We start from the raw sequence: 23501 nt of genomic DNA on the forward strand, positions 1-23501 counted from the left end.
TACCTCAGTCGGGGTTCCGACTGCTCATGATCGGAGGCAATTTTGCGCCCGGAGCCGCCCCCAGACGCGGACACGGTCGCCGGAGTGGGTGAGTTCGGTCTCATCAGGCGGGTGACGCGCGGCCGCGCGCAGCCGTCCTCGACCCTGCTCGGCCCCGGCGACGACGCCGCGGTGGTGGCCGCCCCCGACGGTCGGGTGGTGGCCAGCACGGACGTGCTCGTCGAGGGTGTCCACTTCCGACTGGACTGGTCGTCTCCCGAGCAGGTCGGACGCAAGGCGGCCGCGGTCAATCTCGCCGACGTCGCCGCCATGGGGGCCGCCCCGACGGCCCTGCTGGTGGGCATGGCGTGCCCCGCCGACACGCCCACTTCCCTCATCGACGGCATCACCAACGGGCTGTGGGAGGAGGCCCGGCGGGCCGGCGCCGGGGTGGTCGGCGGCGACATGGTCAGCTGCCCGACCGTAGTGATATCGATTACAGCCCTCGGTGACATGCGGGGACTGGCTCCGGTTACCCGTTCGGGCGCCGCGCCCGGCGACGTGCTGGCGGTGTGCGGGCGGCTCGGCTGGGCGGCCGCCGGTCTCGCGGTGCTCGGCCGCGGGTTCCGCTCACCGGTCGCGATCGTCGGCGCGCAGCAGGCGCCGCAGCCGCCGTACGAGGCCGGGCCGCAGGCGGCCGAGGCCGGCGCGTCGGCGATGTTGGACGTCTCCGACGGGCTGCTCAGTGACGTGGGACACATCGCGGACGCCTCCGGTGTGGCGATCGACATCCGCACCGACCTGCTCCCCGTGCACCAGCGGCTGATCGACGTCGGCTCGGCGCTCGGCGCGAACCCGCGGCACTGGGTGCTCACCGGCGGCGAGGACCACGCGCTGGCGGCCACCTTCCCCGAGCCGGCCGACGTGCCGGACGGCTGGGCCACGATCGGCACCGTCCGCCGCGGCGCCGGCGTGACCGTGGACGGCCGGCCGTACGAGGGCACCTCGGGCTGGGAGCACTGGCGTTGACCCCTGGCAGCAAAGAATCCCTGGCAGCAAAGGAAACCGTCCGTGGCGATCTACGCGTTGGGTGACAAGGTCCCGTCCATTCACCCGGATGCCTACGTGCACCCGGACGCCACCGTGATCGGCGCGGTGACCATCGGCGCCGAGTCCTCGGTGTGGCCGCAGGCGGTGCTGCGCGGCGACTACGGCCGGATCGAGGTCGGCGAGCGGACCAGCATCCAGGACGGCACGGTCCTGCACTGCACCCAGTTCCACGCCACGGTCATCGGCTCCGATTGCGTGATCGGGCACAACGCGCACGTCGAGGGCGCGACCGTCGGCGACGGCTGCCTGATCGCCTCGGGTTCGGTGGTGCTCAACGGTTCCGTCGTCGGCGACGGCGCGGTGGTGGGGGCGGGCGCGGTGGTGTCGTTCAACGGCGTCGTGCCGCCGCGGGCGATGGCTCTGGGCGTGCCGGCGCGGGTCCGCGAGGGGCACGAGGTCCCCGAGGACATGACGAAGGGCATCGTCGAGCTTTATGTCGGCAACGCGCGGGCGTATCGCCACGGTCTTCGCCGCCTCGACTAGTACCCTTCCGGGGGACACTGGAAAGGGGCGTTGTGGCCACCGCCGAGGACGACGCGTTACCAGATGAGCTGGTGTTGCCGGCGCGGTTCGACGCACCGCCGCCGATCACCCACTCCCGGGTGCCGCTGTGGTTACGTGTGGTCGGCTCGCTTGTCCTCATCGTGGTGTCCGGCTGGCTGCCGTTGTGGCTGGTGCTGGTCGGGTCGGCGGCCGCACTCGGCGCCACCGGTTGGTCCCTGATCCGCGGCGACAGCGCCCGTGAACCCCGCCGCAACGAGCTGATCTCGCTGGTCGCGCACCGCGAGCCGCGGCGCCGCGTCTACGCCCAGATGCGCTGGTACAGCCCGGGCGGCCCGGCGCTGCCGGAGATCTCCGTCGCCACCGAGCAGGGCGGCCACGTCGAGCAGTTGTTCGGGGTGCCGGAGGGTATCGACCTCGGTGGCCTGCGGGTGGACGGAGAGCCCGCGCCGGCGACGCTTCTCGGCGACGTCGACCACGGCCGGCACGGGGTGCTCGTGCTGGACGGCAACGAGCAGGTGCTGCCGTTGTCACTGCCGTACCAACCGAAGGGGCGCAAGTTCCTGCGCCCGCGACAGTTCGGTCACGTGTTCCAGGCGCCCGGTCCGACCGCGCCGCTGCTGGTGCCACTTCGGTTGCGCGGCAAGGCCGCCATGGCGGCGAAGTGGCTGCAGGACGGTCCTGATTGGACGGACGTGCGGCTGCTGCCGGTGCGCGGCGACTGGACCCGTGTCGTGCTGGCCGATCCCGACGACGGCGCCCTGCTCGCGCACGCCCGGCTGCCGTGGGCCGCGCGCCGGCTGGCCACCCGGCCGCTGGCCGCGCTGGTCGCCGTCCGGCAGAAGTGGCGCATGGACCCCGAAGCGCCCGGTAACGTCGAAGTACTTCTTTACGGCGCAGATTGGCCGGCCGTTGTGCTCACGCGGGTTAGTGGTCGGCTTCGCTGACACGCTGAGTAGACGTGAGAGTCACTCGGTTGGACTATGGTGACGCCGATCGGGCGCGTTTTACCGTGGGCATCGGGCCGTCGCCGTTGGCCGGTCCGGTGGTTGCGAAACCCATTCCGACCAATCGGTGTTCCACATCGCATACCGATTTTACCCAGGTTTTACGGTAGACATTTACAACTTTTCTTGCGCGCATGGTGGCGTGATGATAGGTACTGCAAAAGAGTGGCAACTGGCTACTGTGAGTGACGCTCACGTAGGATGTTTGCCCGATTGGACGCTGGTCGTCCGGATCTGCGGTCACTACCGTCGGCGGTGACGGTCAAGGTAATGTTCTCTTGACCTTCGCGGTTCGAATGCATCTCACTGTGGGGCAATGAGACGTCTTCGCTCATTCAAAGGGGCTTACGCATGACTTACGGCAGCGCTCTGCGCCGCGACGTGCAAAGCGACAGCATCACGCCACTGATCGGCGTGTTCGACATGTTCTCCGCGTCGCTGGCGGCACAGCACTATGGCGGCATGTTCGTCTCCGGTTTCGGTTTCGCGGCGTCCTACTACGGACTCCCGGACATCGGGTTCATCGCGTGGCCGGACATGGTCAACTTCGTGCAGCGGCTGCGGCTGGCGTTCCCGCAGCAGCACCTGCTCGTCGACATCGACGACGGCTACGTGGATCCCGAGGTGGCCTGCCACGTCGTGGAGAACCTGGAGCGCATCGGCGCGTCCGGCGTGATCCTGGAGGACCAGAAGCGGCCGCGCCGCTGCGGCCACGTCGACGGCAAGCAGATCCTCCCGCTCGAGGAGTACCTGGAGAAGCTCAACCTGGTCCTGGAGACCCGTCGCGACCTGGTCGTCGTCGCCCGCACCGACGCCACCGAGGAGTCGGAGATCCTGCGCCGCGCCGAGGCGCTCGCCGCCACCGACGCCGACGTGTTGCTGGTCGACGGCGTGCGCAGCGTCGACTGGATCAGCAAGGTTCGGGCCGTGATCGGCGACAAGCCGCTGCTGTTCAACCAGATCGCCGGCGGCAAGTCGCCGCGGCTGTCGCTGACCGAGCTGGAGAACCTCGGCGTCAACGTCGCGATCTACTCCACGCCGTGCCTGTTCGCCGCGCACACCGCGATCGACAACGCGCTGCTGGAGCTGCGGGCCAACGACGGCCGGCTGCCGGAGGTCAAGGCGGGTGACGTGGGCGTCGCCGCCTCGATCGAGCTGTTGGAGCGCAACATCTCCCGGCACCACCCCCGGCAGGACCGCGTCGATGTCACGGTTGCGGGTTGATCCGTACATCGTGGCGTTGCTGTTGACGGTGGCCGTCGCCTCGCTGCTCCCGGCGAGCGGGGCGGTGGCCACCGGCTTCGGTCACGCGACGACGATCGCCATCGGTCTGCTGTTCTTCCTCTACGGGGCAAGGCTTTCCACCCGTGAGGCGCTGGACGGGCTGAAGCACTGGCGGCTGCACGGCCTGGTGTTTCTCGCCACCTACGTGCTGTTTCCGTTGCTGGGCCTGCTGTGTCGGCTGCTCGTGCCGTGGGCGCTCACCCCGGAGCTGTGGACCGGGTTGATGTTCCTGTGCTGCCTGCCGTCGACCGTGCAGTCCTCGATCGCGTTCACCTCGATCGCCCGGGGCAACGTCGCCGCCGCGATCTGCAGCGCCTCCTTCTCCAACCTGGTCGGCATCGTGCTCACGCCGCTGCTGGTCACCGTGTTCCTCTTCACCGGCACCGGCGGGATGTCCCTCGGCGCCGTGCGGGACATCATGCTGCAGCTCTTGGCGCCTTTCGTGGCCGGGCAACTCCTCCGGCGCTGGGTCGGCGGTTTCGTCACCCGGCACAAGAAGATCCTCGGCTACGTCGACCGCGGTTCGATCCTGCTGGTGGTGTACGCCGCCTTCAGCGAGGGCGTCGTGGCCGGCATCTGGGGGCGGCTGTCCTGGGTGTCGCTGGTGGTCCTGCTCGCCGTCAACGCCGTTCTGTTGGCGGTGGTCATGCTCCTGACCACCTTCACCGCCCGCCGGCTTCGTTTCTCCACCGAAGACGAGATCGCCATCGTCTTCTGCGGTTCCAAGAAGTCCCTGGCCAGCGGCCTGCCCATGGGAACGGTCCTGTTCCCCGCCGCCACCGTGGGCCTGGCCGTGTTGCCGCTGATGCTTTTCCACCAGCTGCAACTCATGGTGTGCGCTTGGCTCGCACGACGGTACGGCGCCCGCAAGGATGCCGTCGTGCTCGCCGGCGCCTGAAAGTCGGGCGGGTGGTTCCACTGGTCCTGGGGCATCGCCCGCCCGGCCCCATTCCGGCGGCGCAGGCGGCTGCCGCGCCGCCGGGGCGCGGTTTTTCCGCACCTGAGTGGCTCACTTGCCTTCCGGGGGCAGGTGAGCCACTCAAGTGGCAGGCTCTTGCTCGTCCCGCACCCCCGCGCCCCGTCGGGAACTGTCAGTCCCGCCGGATACAGTTCGAGGCATGGTTTCCCGTCCGTTGAACGAAGTTGTCGAAGCCGGCTGGGCGCAGGCGTTGGAGCCGGTCGCCGACCGGATCGCCGCGATGGGCGACTTCCTGCGCGCCGAGGTGGCCGCGGGGCGCACCTACCTGCCGGCCGGTGAGAACGTGTTGCGCGCGTTCAAGCAGCCGTTCGCGGACGTCCGGGTGCTCATCGTCGGCCAGGACCCGTACCCGACGCCGGGGCACGCGGTGGGCCTGAGCTTCTCGGTGGCGCCGGAGGTGCGGCCGATTCCGCGCAGCCTGGCCAACATCTACCAGGAACTGGAGTCCGACCTCGGCCTGCCGAGGCCGTCGAACGGCGACCTGTCGCCCTGGGCGGAGCAGGGGGTGCTGCTGCTCAACAGGTCCCTGACGGTCGCGCCCGGCCGCCCCAACTCCCACAAGGGCAAGGGCTGGGAGGAAGTCACCGAGCAGGCCATCCGTGCGCTCGCGGCCCGCCGCACGCCGCTGGTGGCGATCCTGTGGGGCAGCAACGCCCGCAGCCTCGCGCCGCTGCTGTCGGGCGTGCCGTGCATCGAGTCCGCCCACCCCAGCCCGATGTCGGCCGACCGCGGCTTCTTCGGCTCACGCCCGTTCAGCCGCGCGAACGACCTGCTCACCCGCCAGGGCGCGCAGCCCATCGACTGGAAGCTGCCGTGACGGCGCGTTAGTGCTGGCCGCGGACCTCCAGGGACGACAGCAGCTCGGCGGTGGCCGCGGCGACGGCGTCGACGGCCTTGGCGAACGCCTCGGCGTTGTGCGCGGCGGGCTGGCGGAAGCCGGAGAGCTTGCGGACGTACTGCAGGGCGGCGGCGCGGATGTCGGCGTCGGTGACGTGGTCGGCGAACGGCGGGCGCAGCGTCTTGATGCTTCGGCACATGCCGGCCATTGTGCGCGAGGGGTCTGACTTATCACGTTTCGTGAACACAGTCAGAGCGGTTAGCGTGTTTCCGAATCGCTGTTCTGCATCGATCCTGGATGCATGCGTCGAATCGACCCCTACATCGTTGCCATCCTCTGCACGGTCGCGCTGGCCACTCTGCTGCCGGCGCGCGGGCTGTGGGTACCGGTGTTCGGCGACGCGACGACGGTGGCGATCGGCCTGCTGTTCTTCCTGTACGGCATCCGCCTGTCGCCGCAGGACGCGCTCGCCGGCATCAAGCACTGGCGGCTGCACGGCATCGTGTTCGCCGCCACCTTCGTGCTGTTCCCGCTGCTGGGGCTGGCCCTGCGGGTGCTGGTGCCCGGCGTGATCTCGCCGGAGCTCTACATCGGCCTGCTCTACGTGTGCTGCCTGCCCTCGACCGTGCAGTCCTCGATCGCGTTCACGTCCATCGCCCGCGGCAACGTCTCCGCGGCGATCTGCGCGGCCTCGTTCTCCAACCTGGTCGGCATCGTGCTCACGCCGCTGCTGGTCGGCGCGCTGATGACCACCCGCGGCGGCGGCTTCTCCGGTCACGCGCTCGTCGACATCGTGCTGCAGCTGCTGCTGCCGTTCGTGCTCGGGCAGCTGGCCCGGCGCTGGCTGGTCGGCTTCGTCAACCGGCACAAGTCGGTGCTGGGCCTGGTCGACCGCGGCTCGGTGCTGCTGGTCGTCTACACCGCGTTCAGCGAGGGCGTCGTCGCCGGCATCTGGGGCCAGCTGTCGGTGGCGAGCCTGCTCGCGCTGGTCGGCGTGAACATCGCGCTGCTGGCGGTGGTGCTCGCGGTCACCTGGTTCGGGCCGAAGCTGCTCGGCTTCTCCCGCGAGGACCGGATCACGATCATGTTCGCCGGCTCGAAGAAGTCACTGGCCAGCGGCCTGCCGATGGCGAGCGTGCTGTTCGCCGGGCAGAGCGTGGGCCTGATCGTGCTACCGCTGATGTTGTTCCACCAGATCCAGCTCATGGTCTGTGCCTGGCTGGCCCAGCGCTTCGCCCGGACTCCCGCGCCCAGCCCGGAACCCGCGCTCGTGGCCTGAATTGAGCACAGAGAAAGGGCCGTGCGGGACTTCGTCCCGCACGGCCCTTTCGGCCTCGAACCTCAGCCGCGGACGACCTTGCCGGCCTTCAGGCAGGAGGTGCACACGTTGACCCGGGCACGCTGGCCGGGCGCGACCTTGGCGCGCACCGACTGGATGTTCGGGTTCCACCGACGGTTGGTCCGGCGGTGCGAGTGCGAGACCGACATGCCGAAGCCCGGCCCCTTGCCGCAGACGTCGCAGACGGCAGCCATGTCAGACACTCCTTCAAGTAAATACGAGTCCTCAGGTGGCATCCGACCGAGCGTTGCCACCGGTGCGGACGCGCTGATCCGGGCCAACCACGGACCAGAGCAACCAGGACAGGGTAACCGGTGATCCGGCGCCGCTCCAAACCGGCCCCGCTACCCTCGCCGGCGGAGGGCTGCGAGAGGAGGGGCCGGACGTGCTTCAGGCGCTGGACGCCGACGCGGTCCGCCGGTGGGCGGCGGCCGGGGTGCGCGCGCTGGACGCGGACCGCGAGGCCATCGACCGGATCAACGTCTACCCGGTCGCCGACGGCGACACCGGCACGAACCTGCTGCACACCATGCGGTCGGCGCTGGACGCCCTGGTCCACGAGCCGGCGGACGCGGTCGGCGCGGCGGTGTCCGCCCTGGCCAAGGGGGCGGTGGCGGGGGCACGCGGCAACTCGGGCGTGATCCTCTCGCAGGTGCTGCGCGGGCTGGCCGAGAGCTGGGACGGCGCCCGCACCGTCGGTGGCACCGCCCTGCGGACAGCCCTCCGGCGAGCCGACGAACTGGCCACCGCCGCGGTGTCCAAGCCGGTCGCCGGCACCGTGTTGTCCGTGCTCACGGCCGCTGCCGACGCCGCCGAGGAGTGCGGCTCCGACCTGCTCGACGACGTGGCGACCGCCGCCGTGAAGGCCGCCGCGCAAGCGCTTGCGGACACCCCGCGCCAGCTCGCCGTGCTGGCCGAACGTGGCGTCGTGGACGCCGGTGGCCGCGGTCTGCTGCTGATCTTGGACGCCCTGGCGACCGTGGTGGCCGAACGCCTCGACAGTGACGTCGAACACGACCTGCCTCCGGTGAGTGCGACCAAGGCCGCCTTGGTCCACGAGAGCAGCGCCTTCGAGTACGAGGTGATGTACCTCCTCGACGGCCTCGCCGACGAGCAGGCGTTGCGCGACCGGCTGGCCGGGCTCGGCGACAGCGTCGTGGTGGCCGGCGACGGCCACGGGCTGTGGTCCGTCCACGTGCACTGCGACGACATCGGCGCGGCGATCGAGGTCGGCATCGAGAACGGCCGCCCGCACCGCATCACCGTCACCCGGTTCGCCGACCAGAAGGCCCGCTTCGCGCGGGACCGGGCGGTCGTCGCCATCGTGGCCGGCGAGGACGCCGCCGAGCTGTTCCGGGCCGAGGGCGCCTCGGTGCTCGTGCTGCGTCCCGACCGCGAGCCGGCCGTCACCGATCTGCTCGACGTGCTCGCCGAAACCGGCGCGGCGCAGGTTGTCGTGCTGCCCAACGACAGTGAGCTGGCTGATCTCGTCGCGCAGGCGGCCGAGCACGCCGACCGGGACGGCCGCGACGTTGTTGTCGTGCCGACGGCCTCGCCGGTGCAGGGCCTGGCCGCCCTCGCCGTGCACGACCCGAGCCGGCGGTCCGGCGACGACGTCGTCGCGATGGCCGAGGCCGCCGCCGCGACCAGGCGTGGCGAACTCGTGATCGCCAAGCGCGAGGCCATGACCTGGGTCGGGCGCTGCCAGCCCGGCGACGCGCTGGGCATGATCGACGGCGAGGTGGTGCTGATCGAGCCCGCGCCGGCCGATCTGGTCGCGGCCGCGTGCCGTCTCGTCGACCGGATGCTGGATGCCGGCGGCGAGTTGGTGACGGTCTTCGCCGGTGCGGACGCCCCCGTCGGCCTCGACGACGAACTGGGCCGGCACCTGCGGCTGAGCCATCCCGAGGTCGAGCTCACCGGCTATCCCGGCGGCCAGCCGGAGACCGTGGCCCTCATCGGCGTCGAATAGTCCCTTGTGGACTGTTCTCTTCGAATCGTCCACAGTGGAGCGCCATGGTGACAGGGTGATCACCGAGCGCGACCGTCGTGGGAGCGTGCGCACGGATCGTCGCCGCGGCCTCACCACCAGTCGCGGCCCCGATGGTGTCCGGCAGCTGACGCCTCGGTTGCGGTCGGAGCGCGTTGATTGACACATCAGTCAGCTGTCGGGTCAACTGTGCGGTACCTGCATATCCGCACGTCACCAGCGAGGAGGTGGCCAGGTGCGTGAACCCTACCTTCAGGTCACCTGGACCGACCCCGTGACCGGCTGCCACGGCTATCTCGTGATCGACCGGTTGGTGCGCGGCGTGAGCAGTGGCGGGCTGCGGATGCGCGCCGGCTGCACCCTCGACGAGGTGCGCGGACTGGCCGCCGGCATGTCCGTGCGGGAGGCGCTGAACTACGACCCGTCCGGTCGCTACATCCCGTTGGGCGGCGCGAAAGGCGGCATCGACTGGGATCCGTACGACCCGCGGGCGACCGATGTGCTGCGCCGTTACCTGACCGCGATGCGGCCCTACGTCGAGCGGTTCTGGACCATGGGCGAGGATCTCGGGCTGCGACAGTCCACGATCGACAAGGTGCTCGCCGAACTCGGCTTCTCCTCGTCGATCCAGGCCGTGTACCCGCTGCTCGACGACGAGCGGGCCGCGCGGGCGCGGCTGCGCAAGGCTTCTCAGGTGCGGGTCGGCGGTCTGCGGCTCAAGGAGCTCGTCGGCGGCTGCGGCGTCGCCGAGGCCGCCCTCGTGGCGCTCGACCGGCTTTCCCTTCCCACTGGTGAGGTGCGTGCCTTCGTCCAGGGCTTCGGCGCCATCGGCGGCTCCACCGCCCGGTTCCTGTCCGAGGCCGGCGTGCGGGTCGTCGGCATCGCCGACGTGAAGGGCATCGTGGCCAATCAGGACGGTCTCGACGTCGAGCGGCTGCTGCGCGGGCGGGACGCCCACGGCACCGTCGACCGTGACGACCTCGCCCCCGGCGACCACCTGCTGCCCGGCGACCAGTGGCTCGACGTCGACGCCGAGGTCCTCGTGCCCGCCGCCGTGTCGTATGCCGTCGACGAGCGCAACGTCGACGAGGTCCGGGCTCGCGTCGTCGTCGAGGCCGCCAACATGCCCGTGCTGCCCGAGGCCGAACGCCGCCTCGTGCACCGCGGCGTGCTGGTCATCCCCGACGTCGTCGCCAACTCCACCAGCAGCACCTGGTGGTGGTGGACCCTCTTCGGCGACGTCCAACCCGACTCCGACAGCGCCTTCACCAAGATCCGCAGCACCATGCGCCGCCTCGTCGCCGCCGTCCTCGACGAGGCCGACCACGCCGCCATCACTCCCCGTGCCGCCGCCGCCCGCATCGCCGACCTGGCGGTTCGCGACATCGACGCCAAGTTCGGCACCGCGGCGTGAGCGCTCACCGCGCCTGATCCTGCCGCCCTCGGTCAGCGGACCGGGGTGCGGGCCAGGACGGTGTCGACGAAGGCCAGGCAGGTGGTGCGCATCCGGCCGGCGGTGAGGCTGTGGGAGCCGGCGAGGACCTGCACGGCCAGGCCGTCGATCATGCCGACGAGCATGTTGGCCAGCACGAGGGGGTCGCCGTCGGTGAGCTGGCCCCGGGACTGGCCGTCGCGGACGATGTCAGCGACGATGCGGCGCCAGTCGCCGTAGAGGCGTTCGTTGAGTTCACGCAGGCGAGGGGAGCGGGGGCTCTCGGCCCATAACTCGATCCAGACCTTCCACGCCTCGACGGTCTCGGGGGTGCCGGGCACGTAGGAGTGGACGATCTGGCGCAGGCGGGTGAGGGCGTCGGCCCGGGAGTCGAGCAGCCAGCGCCGGCGCTCCAACGATCTTTCGAAGCAGTCCTCGAAGGCGGCCTGGGCGAGGTCCTGCTTGGTGTCGAAGTAGTAGTGCACGGTCCCGCCCGACACCCCGGCCCGGCGGGCGACGTCGGAGATCCGCAGGTTGCGCAGCCCGCTCTCGGCAATGACCTGGCAGGTGGCGCGCAGGATCTGCGCCCGCCGCTCGGCCTCGACGCTGGGGCGCGGCATGGGGCGGCTCCTGGCTGTGTCCGGAGTTCGACGGGCGGTCAGATTAGCGGTGTCAGGGGTACGGGGTTGAATAGCACCCGATGACTGCCATCGACGACTCCCTCGAACCGCTGCTGGGCAAGAAGTCGGCGGACGCGCTGGCCGACGGACTCGGCCTGCGCACGGTCGGCGACCTGCTGCGGCACTACCCGCGTCGCTACGACGAGCGCGGAAAGCTGACCTCGATCGCCAGCCTCGAGCTGGACGAGCACGTCACGGTGCTCGCGGACGTGGCCAAGGTGACGCGCAAGCCGATGCGGGCCCGGCGCGGCACCATGACCGAGGTGATCGTCACCGACGGCACGCGGCCGCTGAGCCTGGTCTTCTTCAGTCAGAAGATCCCCAACCTGAGCAAGCTGGTGCCGGGCGCGCGGGGGCTGTTCGCCGGCAAGGTCAGCAAGTTCAACAAGACGATGCAGCTGGCCCACCCGGAGTTCCAGCTGCTCGACGACGAGGACGGCGAGCAGGCGGTGGCCTCCTTCGCCCGCAAGCTGATCCCGGTCTACCCGGCGGTCAGCGGCCTGCCGACGTGGAGCATCGCCCGCTGCGTCGAGCAGGTGCTGGGAATGTGGGACGGCGTGGTCGACCCGCTGCCGGGCGACCTGATCAAGCGCTACGGCCTGCTCGACCTGATGTCGGCGCTGAAGCTGATCCACCTGCCGGACAGCCAGTCGGCGATCGACGAGGCGAAGCGCCGCCTGCGCTGGGACGAGGCGCTGGCGATCCAGTTGGCGCTGGCCCAGCGCCGGCGGTCGGCCGCGGCCCGGCCGGCGACGCCGAGCCCGCGACGGCCGGGCGGCCTGCTGGACGCGTTCGACGAGCGGCTGCCGTTCCAGCTGACCAACGGCCAGCGCGAGATCGGCGAGGTGCTCGCCGAGGAGCTCGGCGGCACGCACCCGATGAACCGGCTGCTGCAGGGCGAGGTCGGCTCGGGCAAGACGCTGGTGGCGCTGCGCGGAATGCTGCAGGTCGTCGACGCCGGCAGGCAGGCGGCGATGCTGGCGCCGACGGAAGTCCTTGCGGCGCAGCACGCCCGCTCGCTGCGGGACATGCTCGGCGACCTGGCGACGGCCGGCGAGCTGGGTGCGCCGGAGCAGGCGACCCGGGTGGTGCTGCTGACGGGGTCCATGAACACCGCGCAGCGCCGGCAGGCGTTGCTGGACATCGCCTCCGGCACGGCCGGCATCGTCGTCGGCACGCACGCGCTGATCCAGGACAAGGTGTCGTTCGCGGAACTGGGTTTTGTCGTCGTCGACGAGCAGCACCGGTTCGGCGTCGAGCAGCGGGACGCGTTGCGGGGCAAGTCGGGGGAGGGCGTCAGCCCGCACGTGCTGGTCATGACGGCCACGCCGATTCCGCGCACGGTGGCCATGACGGTGTACGGCGACCTCGAGGTGTCCGCGCTGCGTGAGCTGCCGCAGGGACGGTCGCCGATCACCAGCTCGGTCGTGCCGGTGGCGGAGAAGCCGGCGTGGCTGGGGCGGGCGTGGGAGCGGATCCGCGAGGAGGTCGCGGCCGGGCACCAGGCGTACGTGGTGTGCCCGCGCATCGGCGACGACGAGGACGCCGAGCCCAAGGGCGCCGGCTCCGACCAGCGGCCGCCGCTCGCCGTCACCGACGTGCTGCCGAAGCTGGCCGGCGGTCCGCTCAAGGGGCTGCGGGTGGAGATGCTGCACGGCCGGATGGCGCCGGAGGACAAGGACGCCGTGATGCGGGCCTTCGCCGCCGGTGACGTGCAGGTCCTGGTCGCCACGACGGTGATCGAGGTCGGCGTGAACGTGCCGAACGCGACCGTCATGGTGATCATGGACGCCGACCGGTTCGGCGTCAGCCAGCTGCACCAGCTGCGCGGCCGCGTCGGCCGGGGCAGTGCCGCCGGCCTGTGCCTGCTCGTCTCCGAGGTGCCCGCCGGCACGTCGACCATGCAGCGGCTGCAGGCCGTCGCCGACACCCTCGACGGCTTCGAGCTGGCCCAGATGGATCTCGAACTCCGCCGCGAGGGCGACATCCTCGGCGCCGCCCAGTCCGGCCTGAAGTCCGGCCTGAAGATGCTGTCCCTGCTCGACGACCTCGACGTGATCGAGGAGGCCCGGGCGGAGGCGCAGCGCGTCATCGGCGAGGACCCGGACCTGGCCGAGCACCCCGGCCTCGCGCAGATGGTGCGGGAGGTGGTGGACGCCAGCCGCGCCGAGTACCTGGAGAAGAGCTGAGCTGACGCTCCGCGCCCGTGGGCACGATGGTGTGCACCGCGGGCGGCGTCTTCGCCGGCTAGCTGTGGGCGGCCAGGTGGTAGAGGGCGGAGGCGCCGGGACGCAGGGACACGGAGATGCCGCCGGCGTCCCGCTGGGCGGTGACCTTGCGGGACCTGCTGTCGAACTGGGACACCCGGGCCACGGCTGAGGAGCGGAGCCTGAGGGTGGCTTTGGCGGCGGTGCGGTGCGAGCGGTTGACGACGAAGAGCCAGCGGTCGCCGGCCTTGTCGACGAAGCGGCTGAGCACGACGGCGTCGCCGGAGGCGTCGGTGAGGTAGTTGTCGGGGCCGAAGCGGGCGGTGCGCGCGGGGGCGACGGAGTCGTTGGCGTGCGTGACGGACTCGGACCTCATGGTCCGCAGCTGGTTGCCGACGCCGGAGAGGGTGCCGTTGTTGATGTCCTGCACGTCGTAGTAGTGCTGGGTGCGCCGGCCGAGGAGATCGATCATGGCGGGCTGGAAGTTGCCGCCCCGGTCGGGGCCGGGCGTCCAGTACGGGAAGTACTGCACGCCCTTGGCCCCGTAGGCGAGGCTGGTGTTGACCTGCCAGGCGATGTCGTCGTAACTGGGCGAGCGGTGCCCGTCGAAGCCGCAGGTCTGGATGTAGCCCCACGCCGGCAGCCCCGTCTGCGCGGCGGCGGCCCGCATGTCGGCCCAGTTGCTGACGTAGCCGGCGTCGTTGGTGCCGTCGGCCATGATCGGGTACCGGTCGAACGACAGCATCTGTGCGCCGACCTTGCCGGCGTAGTCGACGACGGAGGCCTGGTAGCCGGGGCCGGAGCCGGGCGGCAGGTTGCTGTACCGCAGGTAGTACGGGTTGGCCGCGCGCAGCGCGGTGACCACGGCGTTGAGGTTGCCGTACGTCCACGGCTCGGTGTCCTCCAGCAGCGAGAAGCCGGCGAAGGACGGGTACGCGGCGTAGGTGCCGAACGCGCGGTTGGCCATGGCGACGGCGTCGGAGGGGCTGATGGACATCGGCACGGCCCGGTTGTCGGTGATGGTGAACCACCGCGCCAGGTTGGCCACGTCGTGGTCGTCGCGGACGATCACGTGCAGGCCGCCGACGGCATCGGCGACACCGAGGGTGTAGGTGACGATGTTGCCGTCGTCGAGGTAATTGCCGGTGATGAAGAAGTTGATGCCGGCGTTTTTCATCTCCTGCAGCCGGGACTGGGTGATCTGGGTCGGTGGCGGCGGCCAGATCGCGCCGATCGGGAACTGTTCGCCGGACAGGATCGGAGTGAGGGTGACCTGGCGGCCGGGGGGAATGGCCGGGCCGATGGGCAGCGGCGGCGGCTTGGCGATCGCGACGCCGGTTCCGGCGGCGACGGCCGGCAGCGCCGCGGCGAGGGCGCCGGCGGCGCGCAGCGCGCCGCGGCGGGTCATACCCGACGACTCCGATGAAGTGGCCATGCGGTGCTCCCCTCAGCGGCCGAAAAGCCGATGTTAAGAGCAGATGACCTTGACAGGTGATCGATTTCCACAGGGCTTGTGGAAAAAAGACCCGTTCGAGTGGTTTGGTTGACGGCTTTGACGGGTATAACTCCCGTTTTTCTCGCTGTTGCCAACGGTTTCCGATGTGGACGGCGCCGCGTCGTGACCGTAACCCCGCCGCGCCGGATCGGCGGGAACCTCCTGCGCCGACGGGGTGTCGGCCCGGCCCCGCAGGAGGCAGACTGGCCGCGTGCGCGACTTCGATGTGCTGGTTCTGGGCTCCGGCCCCGGTGGGCAGAAGGCCGCCATCGCGACGGCCAAGCTGGGCAAGAAGGCCGCGGTCGTGGAGCGGCGGGACATGGTGGGCGGGGTGTGCATCCAGACCGGCACGATCCCGTCCAAGACACTGCGGGAGGCGGTTCTCTACCTCACCGGACTCAACCAGCGCGAGATGTACGGCGCGAGCTACCAGGTCAAGGAGGACATCACCGTCGCCGACCTGCTGGCCCGCACCAATCACGTGATCGGCCGCGAGGTCGAGGTGATCCGCAGCCAGCTCACCCGCAACCATGTCGCGATGCTGCCGGGCATGGGGCATTTCCTGGACGAGCACACGGTCGAGGTGGTGGACGGCTCCGGGCGGGAGCTGACGGTCACCGCCGACAAGATCGTGATCGCCACCGGCACCCAGCCGGCGCGGCCGGCCACTGTGGACTTCGACGGCAGGACGATCATCGACTCGGACGGCATCCTGTCGCTGGAGCGGGTGCCGCAGTCGATGGTGGTCGTCGGCGCGGGTGTGATCGGCATCGAGTACGCGTCCATGTTCGCCGCCCTGGGCACCAAGGTCACCGTGGTGGAGTCGCGGGAGCGGATGCTGGAGTTCTGCGACGGCGAGGTCGTCGAGGCGCTCAAGTACCACCTGCGTGATCTGGCCGTGACGTTCCGGTTCCGCGAGACGGTAGCCGCGGTCGAGCGGCACGAGCGCGGCGCGATCGCCGTGCTGGAGAGCGGCAAGAAGATCCCGGCCGAGGTGGTCATGTACTCCGCCGGCCGGCAGGGCATGACCGAGACGCTGCAGCTGGACAAGGCCGGCCTGCAGGCCGACAAGCGCGGCCGGATCGAGGTCGACGAGTACTTCCGCACCTCGGTGCCGCACATCTACGCGGTCGGCGACGTGATCGGCTTTCCCGCGCTGGCCGCGACCTCGATGGAGCAGGGCCGGCTGGCGGCGTACCACGCGTGCGGCGAGCCGGTGCAGGCGATGTCCACGCTGCAGCCGATCGGCATCTACACCATTCCGGAGATCAGCTTCATCGGGCGGACCGAGGACCAGCTGACCAACGACCGCATCCCGTTCGAGGTCGGCGTGTCCCGGTACCGGGAGCTGGCCCGCGGCCAGATCATCGGCGACTCCTACGGCGTGCTCAAGCTGCTGGTGTCGCCGGAGGACCGGTCGCTGCTGGGCGTGCACGTGTTCGGCACCGGGGCGACGGAGCTGATCCACATCGGCCAGGCCGTGATGGGCTGCGGCGGCACCGTCGACTACCTGGTGGACGCGGTGTTCAACTACCCGACGCTCGCGGAGTCGTACAAGGTCGCCGCCCTCGACGCCATGAACAAGATCCGCCAGATCGAGCGCCTCTCGCAGTGACAGTGACCGCCACGTGAGTGGCTCATTTTCGCTCTAGGGGCACCTGAGCCACTCAGGTGCCGCACAATGCGAAGTGAGCCACTCACGTGGCGGAGGGGGTTCTACTTGACGGAGTCGTTGTAGTCCTTGATGGGCTGGGTCAGGGAGTTGGCGGCGTCGGTGAGGGCCTGCTTGGGGTCCTTGCCCTGCAGCACGGCCGCCTGCATGGCGTTCTCCGCCGCCTTGCGCACCTGCGGCATCACGCCGAACAGGCAGCCCTGGGTCGCGGTCGAAAGCTTGGTGTTCTGCAGCTGCGTGATCGCCGTCTGGAACTGCGGCTTGGCCGCCACCCACTGCTTGTCCACGTCGGTGTCCAGCGCGCCCTTGCTGACCGGGAAGTAGCCGGTGGACGTGTGCCAGGTGGCCTGCGAGTCCTTGCTCTCCAGGAACTTCACGAACTCCCAGGACGCCCGCTTGTGGGCGTCGTCCTTGCCCTTGCCGACGATCCACAGCGACGCGCCGCCGATGATCGGGCCGCCCGCGTCGGAGGCGTTGATCTTCGGGTAGAAGCCGGTGCCGACCTGGAAGCCGGCCTTGGTGAAGTCGCCGAGCGAGCCGGTGGACTCCAGGGTGATGGCGTCCTTGCCGGCCACGAACGCGGAGTCGCCGTTCTTGGTGTCGCTGTCCAGCTTGAGCGCCAGGCCCTGGTCGACCATGTCCTTCCACCAGGTCAGCAGCTTCACGTTGTTGTCGGACGCGAAGTTGGCGGCGGTGGCGCGGCCCTTGCGGCCGTTGTCGGGGTTGCAGTACTGGGCTCCGGCCACGGCCGTCCACTGCTCGAGGAACCAGCCGTAGAGCGAGGCGCCGAAGCCGTACTGCGTGGTGTTGCCGCCGGCGTCCTTGACGGTCAGCTTCTTGGCGTCGGCCATGATCTCGTCGAGCGTGGCCGGCGGCTTGTTCGGGTCGAGCCCGGCCTTGGCGAACGCGTCCTTGTTGATGTACAGCAGCGGCATCGACGTGTTGAACGGCATCGAGTACAGCTTGTTGTCGATCGAGTAGTAGCCGGCGATGTTGGGCTGGATGTCGCTCACGTCGTAGGAGTCGACGTCGATGAACGACTGCGCCGGCACGGTCGCCTTGGAGTCGATCATGAACTGGGTGCCGATGTCGTAGACCTGCAGCAGGTCGGGCAGCTCGCCGCCCTTGAGCGCGTTCTTGTACGCCGACAGCGTGTCGTCGTAGTTGTTCTTGAACGCCAGCGTGACCTTGATCTTGCCCTGGTTGGCCGCGTTGAACTGGTCGGTGAGCTTCTTCAGCGTCTCGCCGTTGGTCCCGGTCATCGCGTGCCAGAACGTGATGTCCGTTTCGCCCTTGCCGTCCAGCGCGCTGGCGGCCGGCGCGGACAGCCCGTCGCCGCCGGACCCGGAGGACCCGGAGCTGGCGGCCGAGCTGCACGCGGTGACGGCGGTGGCCGCGGCGACGGCGGCGGCCAGCAGCCCCAACTTGGTACGCACCTGAATTCTCCCTCGGTAGGTCATTTCACGGCCCCGGCCGTGAAGCCGCGGACCAGCCAGCGCTGGCCGAACAGCACGAGCAGCAGGGTCGGCAGCAGCGTGATCGTGATGCCGGCCAGCAACAGGCCCGGATCGGCGCTGTCGTTGCTGCGCAGGGCGAACACCGCGGTCTGCAGGGTGTTCAGCGAGTTGTTGGTGGACGAGATGATCAAGGGCCAGAAGTACATGTTCCAGCCCTGCAGGAACGACCAGACGGCCAGCGCGGCGATCGCCGGCCGGCAGCCCGGAAGCAGGATGGTGAACAGGAAGCGGAAGTGCCCGCAGCCGTCGATGGTGGCGGCGTCCCGCAGCTCGCCCGGGAACTGCCGGAACGCCTGCCGCAGCAGGAACACCCCGAACCCGTTGGCCAGGAACGGCAGCACCAGCGCGAACCGGCTGTCGCCGATGCCCAGGCTGCGCACGAACAGCGCGTTGGGCACGACGATCGCCTCGTACGGGACCATGATCGTGGCCAGGAACAGCCAGAACAGCGGGGTCCGCAGCGGCGTGCGCAGGAACACCAGCGCGTAGGCGGCCAGGCACGAGGTGACCAGGTGCGCGACCATGATCACCAGGCCGACGAACAGCGAGTTGCCGAACGCCGGCAGCAGCGGCACCACGGTCTGCCGCAGCGCGCCGAGGTAGCTGTCCACGGTGTAGTGGCCGAGCAGGTTCGGCGGCTGGCGCAGCAGGTCGATCGACGGCAGGAAGCCGCCGAGCACGGTCAGCAGCACCGGGAACAGCAGCACGACCGCCGCCACGACCAGCCAGACGTAGGTCAGCGTGCTCGTGACGCGCCCGGGACGGTTGAGTCGACTCACCGGTAGTGCACCCGCCTCTCGATGACGCCGAACTGCACCGCGGCCAGCAGCACGCCGACGATCAGCAGCACCAGGCCCTGGGCGCTGGCCAGGCCGTAGTTGCTGTTGTTGTTGTGGAACGCCTGGTTGAAGATCGAGTAGACCAGCGTGCTGGTCGCGCCGTTCGGGCCGCCGTCGGTCATCACCTGCGGCTGGCCCAGGCTCTGCAGCGCGGTCAGTGTGGTCGTGACGATCACGAAGAACAGGCTGGGCGAGATCATCGGCAGCACGATGCTGGTGAAGTTGCGGACGCCGCTGGCGCCGTCGATGCGGGCCGCCTCCAGCACCTGCTCGTCCAGCCCGGCCAGCCCCGCCGCGAGCACCAGCAGGTTGAAGCCGGACACCATCCACACCGTCACGCCGGCCACCGTGACCAGCGCCCAGCCGGAGTCGGTGGTCCAGCCGGGGGCCGTCACGCCGATCAGCTGCAGCACCCAGTTCACCGGGGACATCGCCGGGTTGAGCATGAGCAGCCACACCACCGACGCCGCCGACGCGGAGTAGGCGAACGGCAGCGTGAACAGGGTGCGGAAGATCCGCATGCCGGGCAGCCGCTGGCTCAGCGGCACCGCGAGGGCCATCGGCAGCAGCACGCCGGCGACCACCACCATCAGGGTGAAGCCGGCCGTGCGGGCCAGCACCGCGCCGAACTCGGGGGTGAACAGCTCCTCGAAGTGCTGGAAGCCGACGAAGCGGGTGGGGTTGCCGAGGATGTCGCTGCCCATGGTCGCCAGGTACACCGCCTGGAACAGCGGGAAGATCACGAAGGCGCCGAGCCCGGCGACCGCGGGCGCCAGGAACAGCACGGTGAGCGCGAGCTCCCGCGGGTTCCAGCGGCTGATGACTGACTGTGACACAGGTGCGGAGTCTGTGGCGGTCACTAGGCCATCCGGGGGGCCTACGGTGAACTCCGCATTACTGACGGTCGACGCGGGGCTGACGTCACCGTCGGTCGTGAGGTCGTCACGGGACATTCCGCGCAGGCTAGGCCAAGGAACGTGACCGCGCTCACCTTTGCGGTTTCTTCAGGTCGGCCGGGCACGGCCCGCGCGCCAAAAGGGACGTCCATCACTCGGGATGGTTCTCCCACATGAATGGATGGCAACGGTAACGTGCCGACCTGGACGATCCCCAGGAAAACGGGAGGAACGCCAGATGTTCACCAAGGTGCTCGTCGCCAACCGCGGCGAGATCGCCATCCGCGCCTTCCGCGCCGCCTACGAGTTGGGCGCCGGCACGGTCGCGGTGTTCCCCCACGAGGACCGCAACTCGTTGCACCGGCTCAAGGCCGACGAGGCGTACGAGATCGGCGAGCCGGGTCACCCGGTGCGGGCCTACCTGTCGGTCGACGAGATCGTGGAGGCCGCCCGCAAGGCCGGCGCGGACGCGATCTACCCCGGCTACGGCTTCCTGTCGGAGAACCCGGAGCTGGCCTCGGCCTGCGCGGCGGCCGGCATCACCTTCGTCGGCCCGCCGACCGAGGTGCTGGAGCTGACCGGCAACAAGGCGCGGGCGATCGCCGCGGCCAAGGCCGCCGGCCTGCCCACGCTGAAGTCCTCGGAGCCGTCCAGCGACGTGGACGCGCTGCTGGCGGCGGCCGACGAGGTCGGCTTCCCGATCTTCGTGAAGGCGGTCGCCGGCGGCGGCGGGCGCGGCATGCGCCGGGTCACCGAGCCGGCCCAGCTGCGCGAGTCGATCGAGGCCGCGATGCGCGAGGCCGAGTCGGCCTTCGGCGACCCGACCGTGTTCCTGGAGCAGGCGGTCGTGCAGCCCCGGCACATCGAGGTGCAGATCCTCGCCGACGGCGCCGGCAACGTCATCCACCTCTACGAGCGCGACTGCTCGGTGCAGCGGCGGCACCAGAAGGTGATCGAGCTGGCCCCGGCGCCGAACCTGGACCCGGCGGTCCGGGACCGGATCTGCGCCGACGCGGTGGCGTTCGCCAGGCAGATCGGCTACCGCAACGCCGGCACCGTCGAGTTCCTGCTCGACCAGCGCGGCAACCACGTCTTCATCGAGATGAACCCCCGCATCCAGGTCGAGCACACGGTCACCGAGGAGGTCACCGACGTCGACCTGGTGCAGTCGCAGCTGCGCATCGCCTCCGGCGAGACGCTGGCCGACCTGGGCCTCAGCCAGGATGCGATCTACCTGCGCGGCAACGCGCTGCAGTGCCGGATCACCACCGAGGACCCGGTGAACGGCTTCCGCCCGGACACCGGCGTGATCAGCGCTTACCGCTCGCCCGGCGGCTCGGGCATCCGGCTGGACGGCGGCGCGATCGGCGCCGGCAGCACCGTCGGGGCGCACTTCGACTCCATGCTGGTGAAGCTGACCTGCCGCGGCCGCAACTTCGAGGCGGCGGTGGCCCGGGCCCGGCGCGCGGTCGCCGAGTTCCGCATCCGCGGCGTCTCCACGAACATCCCGTTCCTGCAGGCCGTCCTCGACGACCCGGACTTCCGCGCCGGCCGCGTGACCACGGCGTTCATCGAGGAGCGGCCGGAGCTGCTGACCGCGCGGCAGTCGGCCGACCGCGGCACCAAGCTGCTGACGTACCTGGCCGACGTCACGGTGAACAAGCCGAACGGTCCCCGGCCGGGCGTGATCGACCCGTGGGCGAAGCTGCCGAAGCTGGACCTGTCCACGGAGCCGCCCGCCGGCTCCAAGCAGCGGCTGACCGAGCTGGGCCCGGAGGGCTTCGCCGCCTGGCTGCGCAACGAGCCGGGCGTGCTGGTCACCGACACCACCTTCCGTGACGCCCACCAGTCGCTGCTGGCGACCCGCGTGCGGACCAAGGACCTGCTGCAGGTCGCGCCGTACGTGGCGCGGATGAACCCGGAGCTGCTGTCGCTGGAGTGCTGGGGCGGCGCGACCTACGACGTGGCGCTGCGCTTCCTGGCCGAGGACCCGTGGGAGCGGCTGGCGGCGCTGCGCGAGGCCGTGCCGAACCTGTGCCTGCAGATGCTGCTGCGCGGCCGCAACACCGTCGGCTACACGCCGTACCCGGAGGCGGTCACGCGGGCGTTCGTCGAGGAGGCCACCAACACCGGCATCGACATCTTCCGCATCTTCGACGCCCTCAACGACATCGAGCAGATGCGGCCGGCGATCGAGGCCGTGCGGGAGACCGGCAAGTCGATCGCCGAGGTGTCGCTCTGCTACACCGCCGACCTGTCCGACCCCGGCGAGCAGCTGTACACCCTGGACTACTACCTCAAGCTCGCCGAGCAGATCGTCGGCGCCGGCGCGCACGTGCTGGCGATCAAGGACATGGCCGGCCTGCTCCGCCCGCCGGCCGCCGCGCGGCTGGTCACGGCGCTGCGCAAGGAGTTCGACCTGCCGGTCCACCTGCACACGCACGACACCGCGGGCGGGCAGTTGGCCACCTACCTGGCGGCGATCCAGGCCGGGGTGGACGCCATCGACGGCGCGACCGCGTCGATCGCCGGCACCACCTCGCAGCCGTCGCTGTCGGCGATCGTCGCCGCGACCGACCACTCGGCCCGCACCACCGGCCTCGACCTGCAGGCCGTCTGCGATCTTGAGCCGTACTGGGAGGCCGTGCGCCGGGTGTACGCGCCGTTCGAGGCGGGCCTGCCGTCGCCGACCGGCCGCGTGTACCACCACGAGATCCCCGGCGGCCAGCTGTCCAACCTGCGCCAGCAGGCGATCGCGCTGGGCCTGGGCGACCGGTTCGAGGACATCGAGGCCACCTACGCGGCGGCCGACCGGATGCTGGGCCGGCTGGTCAAGGTCACGCCGTCGTCCAAGGTCGTCGGCGACCTGGCGCTGCACCTGGTCGGCGCGGGCGTGGACCCGGCCGAGTTCGAGGCCGACCCGGGCCGGTTCGACATCCCCGACTCGGTGATCGGCTTCCTGCACGGCGAGCTGGGCGACCCGCCCGGCGGCTGGCCGGAGCCGTTCCGGACGAAGGCGCTCAGCGGCCGGTCCGCGCCCAAGGCGGTGGCGGAGCTGTCCGACGAGGACGTCGAGGGGCTGGCCGGCGACCGGCGGGCGACGCTGAACCGGCTGCTGTTCCCGGCGCCGACCAGGGAGTTCCTGGCTCACCGGGACGCGTTCGGCGACACCAGCGTGCTGCGCACCAAGGACTGGCTGTACGGCCTGCGGCCGGGCGAGGAGTACTCGGTGGATCTCGGCCGCGGCGTGCGGTTGTTGATCACGCTGGAGGCCATCGGCGAGGCGGACGAGCGCGGCATGCGCACCGTGATGGCCGTCCTCAATGGACAGTTGCGGCCGATCCAGGTGCGGGACCGCTCGGTCGCCGCCGACGTGCCGGCGGCGGAGAAGGCCGACCGCGGCAACAGCAACCACGTCGCTGCGCCGTTCGCGGGTGTGGTCACGGTCGCCGTCGCCGAGGGTGACAGCGTCTCGGCCGGACAGACCGTGGCGACGATCGAGGCGATGAAGATGGAGGCGGCGATCACCGCGCCGAAGACGGGCACCGTGCAGCGCCTGGCGATCGGCTCGCAGCAGCAGGTGGAGGGTGGCGATCTGCTGATCGTCCTGTCCTGACCGCTCCGGTGCCCCCGTGCCGTCGAGGCCGGGGGCACCGGTGTGTCCACAGTGGACCAAAGTCTTCACGGCGCCGTCATGCTTCACCCGGTAGAGTGACGAGATGTTCCCCGTGTTGCC

18 protein-coding genes and 1 pseudogene are annotated in these 23501 nt (G+C 70.4%); 12 read left to right on the forward strand and 7 right to left on the reverse strand.

Features of this window, described 5'->3' with window-relative positions; all coding sequences use genetic code 11:
* Nucleotides 1-42 precede the first annotated feature (42 nt).
* From BJ998_RS26100 to BJ998_RS26125, 6 genes and pseudogenes are all read left to right on the forward strand, one after another.
* Nucleotides 43-1008, forward strand: coding sequence for a thiamine-phosphate kinase (locus BJ998_RS26100; protein WP_184865783.1), 966 nt, complete (start codon nt 43-45; stop codon nt 1006-1008).
* Nucleotides 1009-1173: 165 nt separating this feature from the next.
* Nucleotides 1174-1473 (forward strand): annotated as a pseudogene (locus tag BJ998_RS49615) (gamma carbonic anhydrase family protein); the annotation flags it as partial.
* Between the two features lie 131 nt (nt 1474-1604).
* Nucleotides 1605-2537 (forward strand): hypothetical protein, encoded by a 933-nt coding sequence (locus BJ998_RS26110; protein WP_184865787.1) that lies wholly within the window; start codon nt 1605-1607, stop codon nt 2535-2537.
* Between the two features lie 411 nt (nt 2538-2948).
* A complete protein-coding gene (locus BJ998_RS26115) occupies nt 2949-3821 on the forward strand; it encodes an isocitrate lyase/PEP mutase family protein (RefSeq protein ID WP_184865789.1) in 873 nt (290 codons plus the stop codon).
* Nucleotides 3802-4779 (forward strand): bile acid:sodium symporter family protein, encoded by a 978-nt coding sequence (locus BJ998_RS26120; protein WP_184865791.1) that lies wholly within the window; start codon nt 3802-3804, stop codon nt 4777-4779. Before BJ998_RS26115 ends, BJ998_RS26120 begins: the two co-directional genes overlap by 20 nt.
* A gap of 220 nt (nt 4780-4999) precedes the next feature.
* Nucleotides 5000-5677 carry a uracil-DNA glycosylase gene (locus tag BJ998_RS26125; protein WP_184865793.1) on the forward strand — a complete coding sequence of 226 codons (678 nt, stop codon included), beginning with the start codon at nt 5000-5002 and terminating at the stop codon, nt 5675-5677.
* 7 nt (nt 5678-5684) lie between these two features.
* Here BJ998_RS26125 and BJ998_RS26130 read toward each other — a convergent pair whose 3' ends face one another.
* A complete protein-coding gene (locus BJ998_RS26130) occupies nt 5685-5897 on the reverse strand; it encodes a DUF2277 family protein (protein WP_184865795.1) in 213 nt (70 codons plus the stop codon).
* A 102-nt stretch (nt 5898-5999) separates the two neighbouring features.
* Between BJ998_RS26130 and BJ998_RS26135 the strand changes: the two genes are divergently transcribed.
* Complete coding sequence (locus BJ998_RS26135; RefSeq protein ID WP_184865797.1) at nt 6000-6977, forward strand: bile acid:sodium symporter family protein; 978 nt, start codon at nt 6000-6002, stop codon at nt 6975-6977.
* Between the two features lie 62 nt (nt 6978-7039).
* On the opposite strand, the gene rpmB is transcribed toward BJ998_RS26135, so the two are convergent.
* A complete protein-coding gene (rpmB, locus tag BJ998_RS26140; protein WP_043722728.1) occupies nt 7040-7231 on the reverse strand; it encodes a 50S ribosomal protein L28 in 192 nt (63 codons plus the stop codon).
* A 191-nt stretch (nt 7232-7422) separates the two neighbouring features.
* Here rpmB and BJ998_RS26145 point away from each other — a divergent pair, with 191 nt between their 5' ends.
* Complete coding sequence (locus BJ998_RS26145) at nt 7423-9009, forward strand: fatty acid kinase ATP-binding subunit FakA (protein WP_184865799.1); 1587 nt, start codon at nt 7423-7425, stop codon at nt 9007-9009.
* A 253-nt stretch (nt 9010-9262) separates the two neighbouring features.
* Nucleotides 9263-10441 carry a Glu/Leu/Phe/Val dehydrogenase dimerization domain-containing protein gene (locus BJ998_RS26150; protein WP_184865801.1) on the forward strand — a complete coding sequence of 393 codons (1179 nt, stop codon included), beginning with the start codon at nt 9263-9265 and terminating at the stop codon, nt 10439-10441.
* 32 nt (nt 10442-10473) lie between these two features.
* Here BJ998_RS26150 and BJ998_RS26155 read toward each other — a convergent pair whose 3' ends face one another.
* The gene (locus BJ998_RS26155; protein WP_184865803.1) at nt 10474-11079 is read right to left on the reverse strand and encodes a TetR/AcrR family transcriptional regulator; all 606 of its coding nucleotides are present in this window, start codon (nt 11077-11079) and stop codon (nt 10474-10476) included.
* Between the two features lie 80 nt (nt 11080-11159).
* Here BJ998_RS26155 and recG point away from each other — a divergent pair, with 80 nt between their 5' ends.
* The gene (gene recG, locus BJ998_RS26160) at nt 11160-13328 is read left to right on the forward strand and encodes an ATP-dependent DNA helicase RecG (protein WP_184865805.1); all 2169 of its coding nucleotides are present in this window, start codon (nt 11160-11162) and stop codon (nt 13326-13328) included.
* Between the two features lie 58 nt (nt 13329-13386).
* Here the strand turns inward: recG and BJ998_RS26165 are convergent, their stop codons facing one another.
* Complete coding sequence (locus BJ998_RS26165) at nt 13387-14781, reverse strand: hypothetical protein (RefSeq protein WP_184865807.1); 1395 nt, start codon at nt 14779-14781, stop codon at nt 13387-13389.
* Between the two features lie 271 nt (nt 14782-15052).
* On the opposite strand from BJ998_RS26165, the gene sthA reads away from it, so the two are divergent.
* Nucleotides 15053-16456, forward strand: a complete 1404-nt coding sequence (gene sthA, locus BJ998_RS26170) for a Si-specific NAD(P)(+) transhydrogenase (protein ID WP_184865809.1) — start codon at nt 15053-15055, stop codon at nt 16454-16456.
* Nucleotides 16457-16557: 101 nt separating this feature from the next.
* Here the strand turns inward: sthA and BJ998_RS26175 are convergent, their stop codons facing one another.
* From BJ998_RS26175 to BJ998_RS26185, 3 genes are read right to left on the reverse strand one after another with little or no spacing between them, the layout of a single operon-like run.
* Nucleotides 16558-17949: an ABC transporter substrate-binding protein gene (locus tag BJ998_RS26175; RefSeq protein WP_221338128.1), complete on the reverse strand. Its 1392-nt coding sequence runs from the start codon at nt 17947-17949 to the stop codon at nt 16558-16560.
* A gap of 20 nt (nt 17950-17969) precedes the next feature.
* Nucleotides 17970-18809 (reverse strand): carbohydrate ABC transporter permease, encoded by an 840-nt coding sequence (locus BJ998_RS26180; RefSeq protein WP_184865813.1) that lies wholly within the window; start codon nt 18807-18809, stop codon nt 17970-17972.
* Nucleotides 18806-19705, reverse strand: a complete 900-nt coding sequence (locus BJ998_RS26185; protein ID WP_312890332.1) for a carbohydrate ABC transporter permease — start codon at nt 19703-19705, stop codon at nt 18806-18808. Before BJ998_RS26185 ends, BJ998_RS26180 begins: the two co-directional genes overlap by 4 nt.
* A 298-nt stretch (nt 19706-20003) precedes the next feature.
* Here BJ998_RS26185 and BJ998_RS26190 point away from each other — a divergent pair, with 298 nt between their 5' ends.
* Nucleotides 20004-23381 carry a pyruvate carboxylase gene (locus BJ998_RS26190; protein ID WP_184865817.1) on the forward strand — a complete coding sequence of 1126 codons (3378 nt, stop codon included), beginning with the start codon at nt 20004-20006 and terminating at the stop codon, nt 23379-23381.
* The last annotated feature ends 120 nt before the right edge of the window (nt 23382-23501 follow it).

Source organism: Kutzneria kofuensis, from assembly GCF_014203355.1.
Taxonomy (GTDB): Bacteria; Actinomycetota; Actinomycetes; order Mycobacteriales; family Pseudonocardiaceae; genus Kutzneria; species Kutzneria kofuensis.

Bases quoted from the DNA above. Each gene is read 5' to 3' on its own strand.
- BJ998_RS26190 (WP_184865817.1), top strand. From the start codon at position 20,004: ATGTTCACCAAGGTGCTCGTCGCCAACCGCGGCGAGATCGCCATCCGC.
- recG (WP_184865805.1), top strand. From the start codon at position 11,160: ATGACTGCCATCGACGACTCCCTCGAACCGCTGCTGGGCAAGAAGTCG.
- BJ998_RS26155 (WP_184865803.1), bottom strand. From the start codon at position 11,079: ATGCCGCGCCCCAGCGTCGAGGCCGAGCGGCGGGCGCAGATCCTGCGC.
- BJ998_RS26115 (WP_184865789.1), top strand. From the start codon at position 2,949: ATGACTTACGGCAGCGCTCTGCGCCGCGACGTGCAAAGCGACAGCATC.
- BJ998_RS26135 (WP_184865797.1), top strand. From the start codon at position 6,000: ATGCGTCGAATCGACCCCTACATCGTTGCCATCCTCTGCACGGTCGCG.
- BJ998_RS26165 (WP_184865807.1), bottom strand. From the start codon at position 14,781: ATGGCCACTTCATCGGAGTCGTCGGGTATGACCCGCCGCGGCGCGCTG.
- BJ998_RS26125 (WP_184865793.1), top strand. From the start codon at position 5,000: ATGGTTTCCCGTCCGTTGAACGAAGTTGTCGAAGCCGGCTGGGCGCAG.
- BJ998_RS26120 (WP_184865791.1), top strand. From the start codon at position 3,802: ATGTCACGGTTGCGGGTTGATCCGTACATCGTGGCGTTGCTGTTGACG.
- rpmB (WP_043722728.1), bottom strand. From the start codon at position 7,231: ATGGCTGCCGTCTGCGACGTCTGCGGCAAGGGGCCGGGCTTCGGCATG.
- BJ998_RS26130 (WP_184865795.1), bottom strand. From the start codon at position 5,897: ATGTGCCGAAGCATCAAGACGCTGCGCCCGCCGTTCGCCGACCACGTC.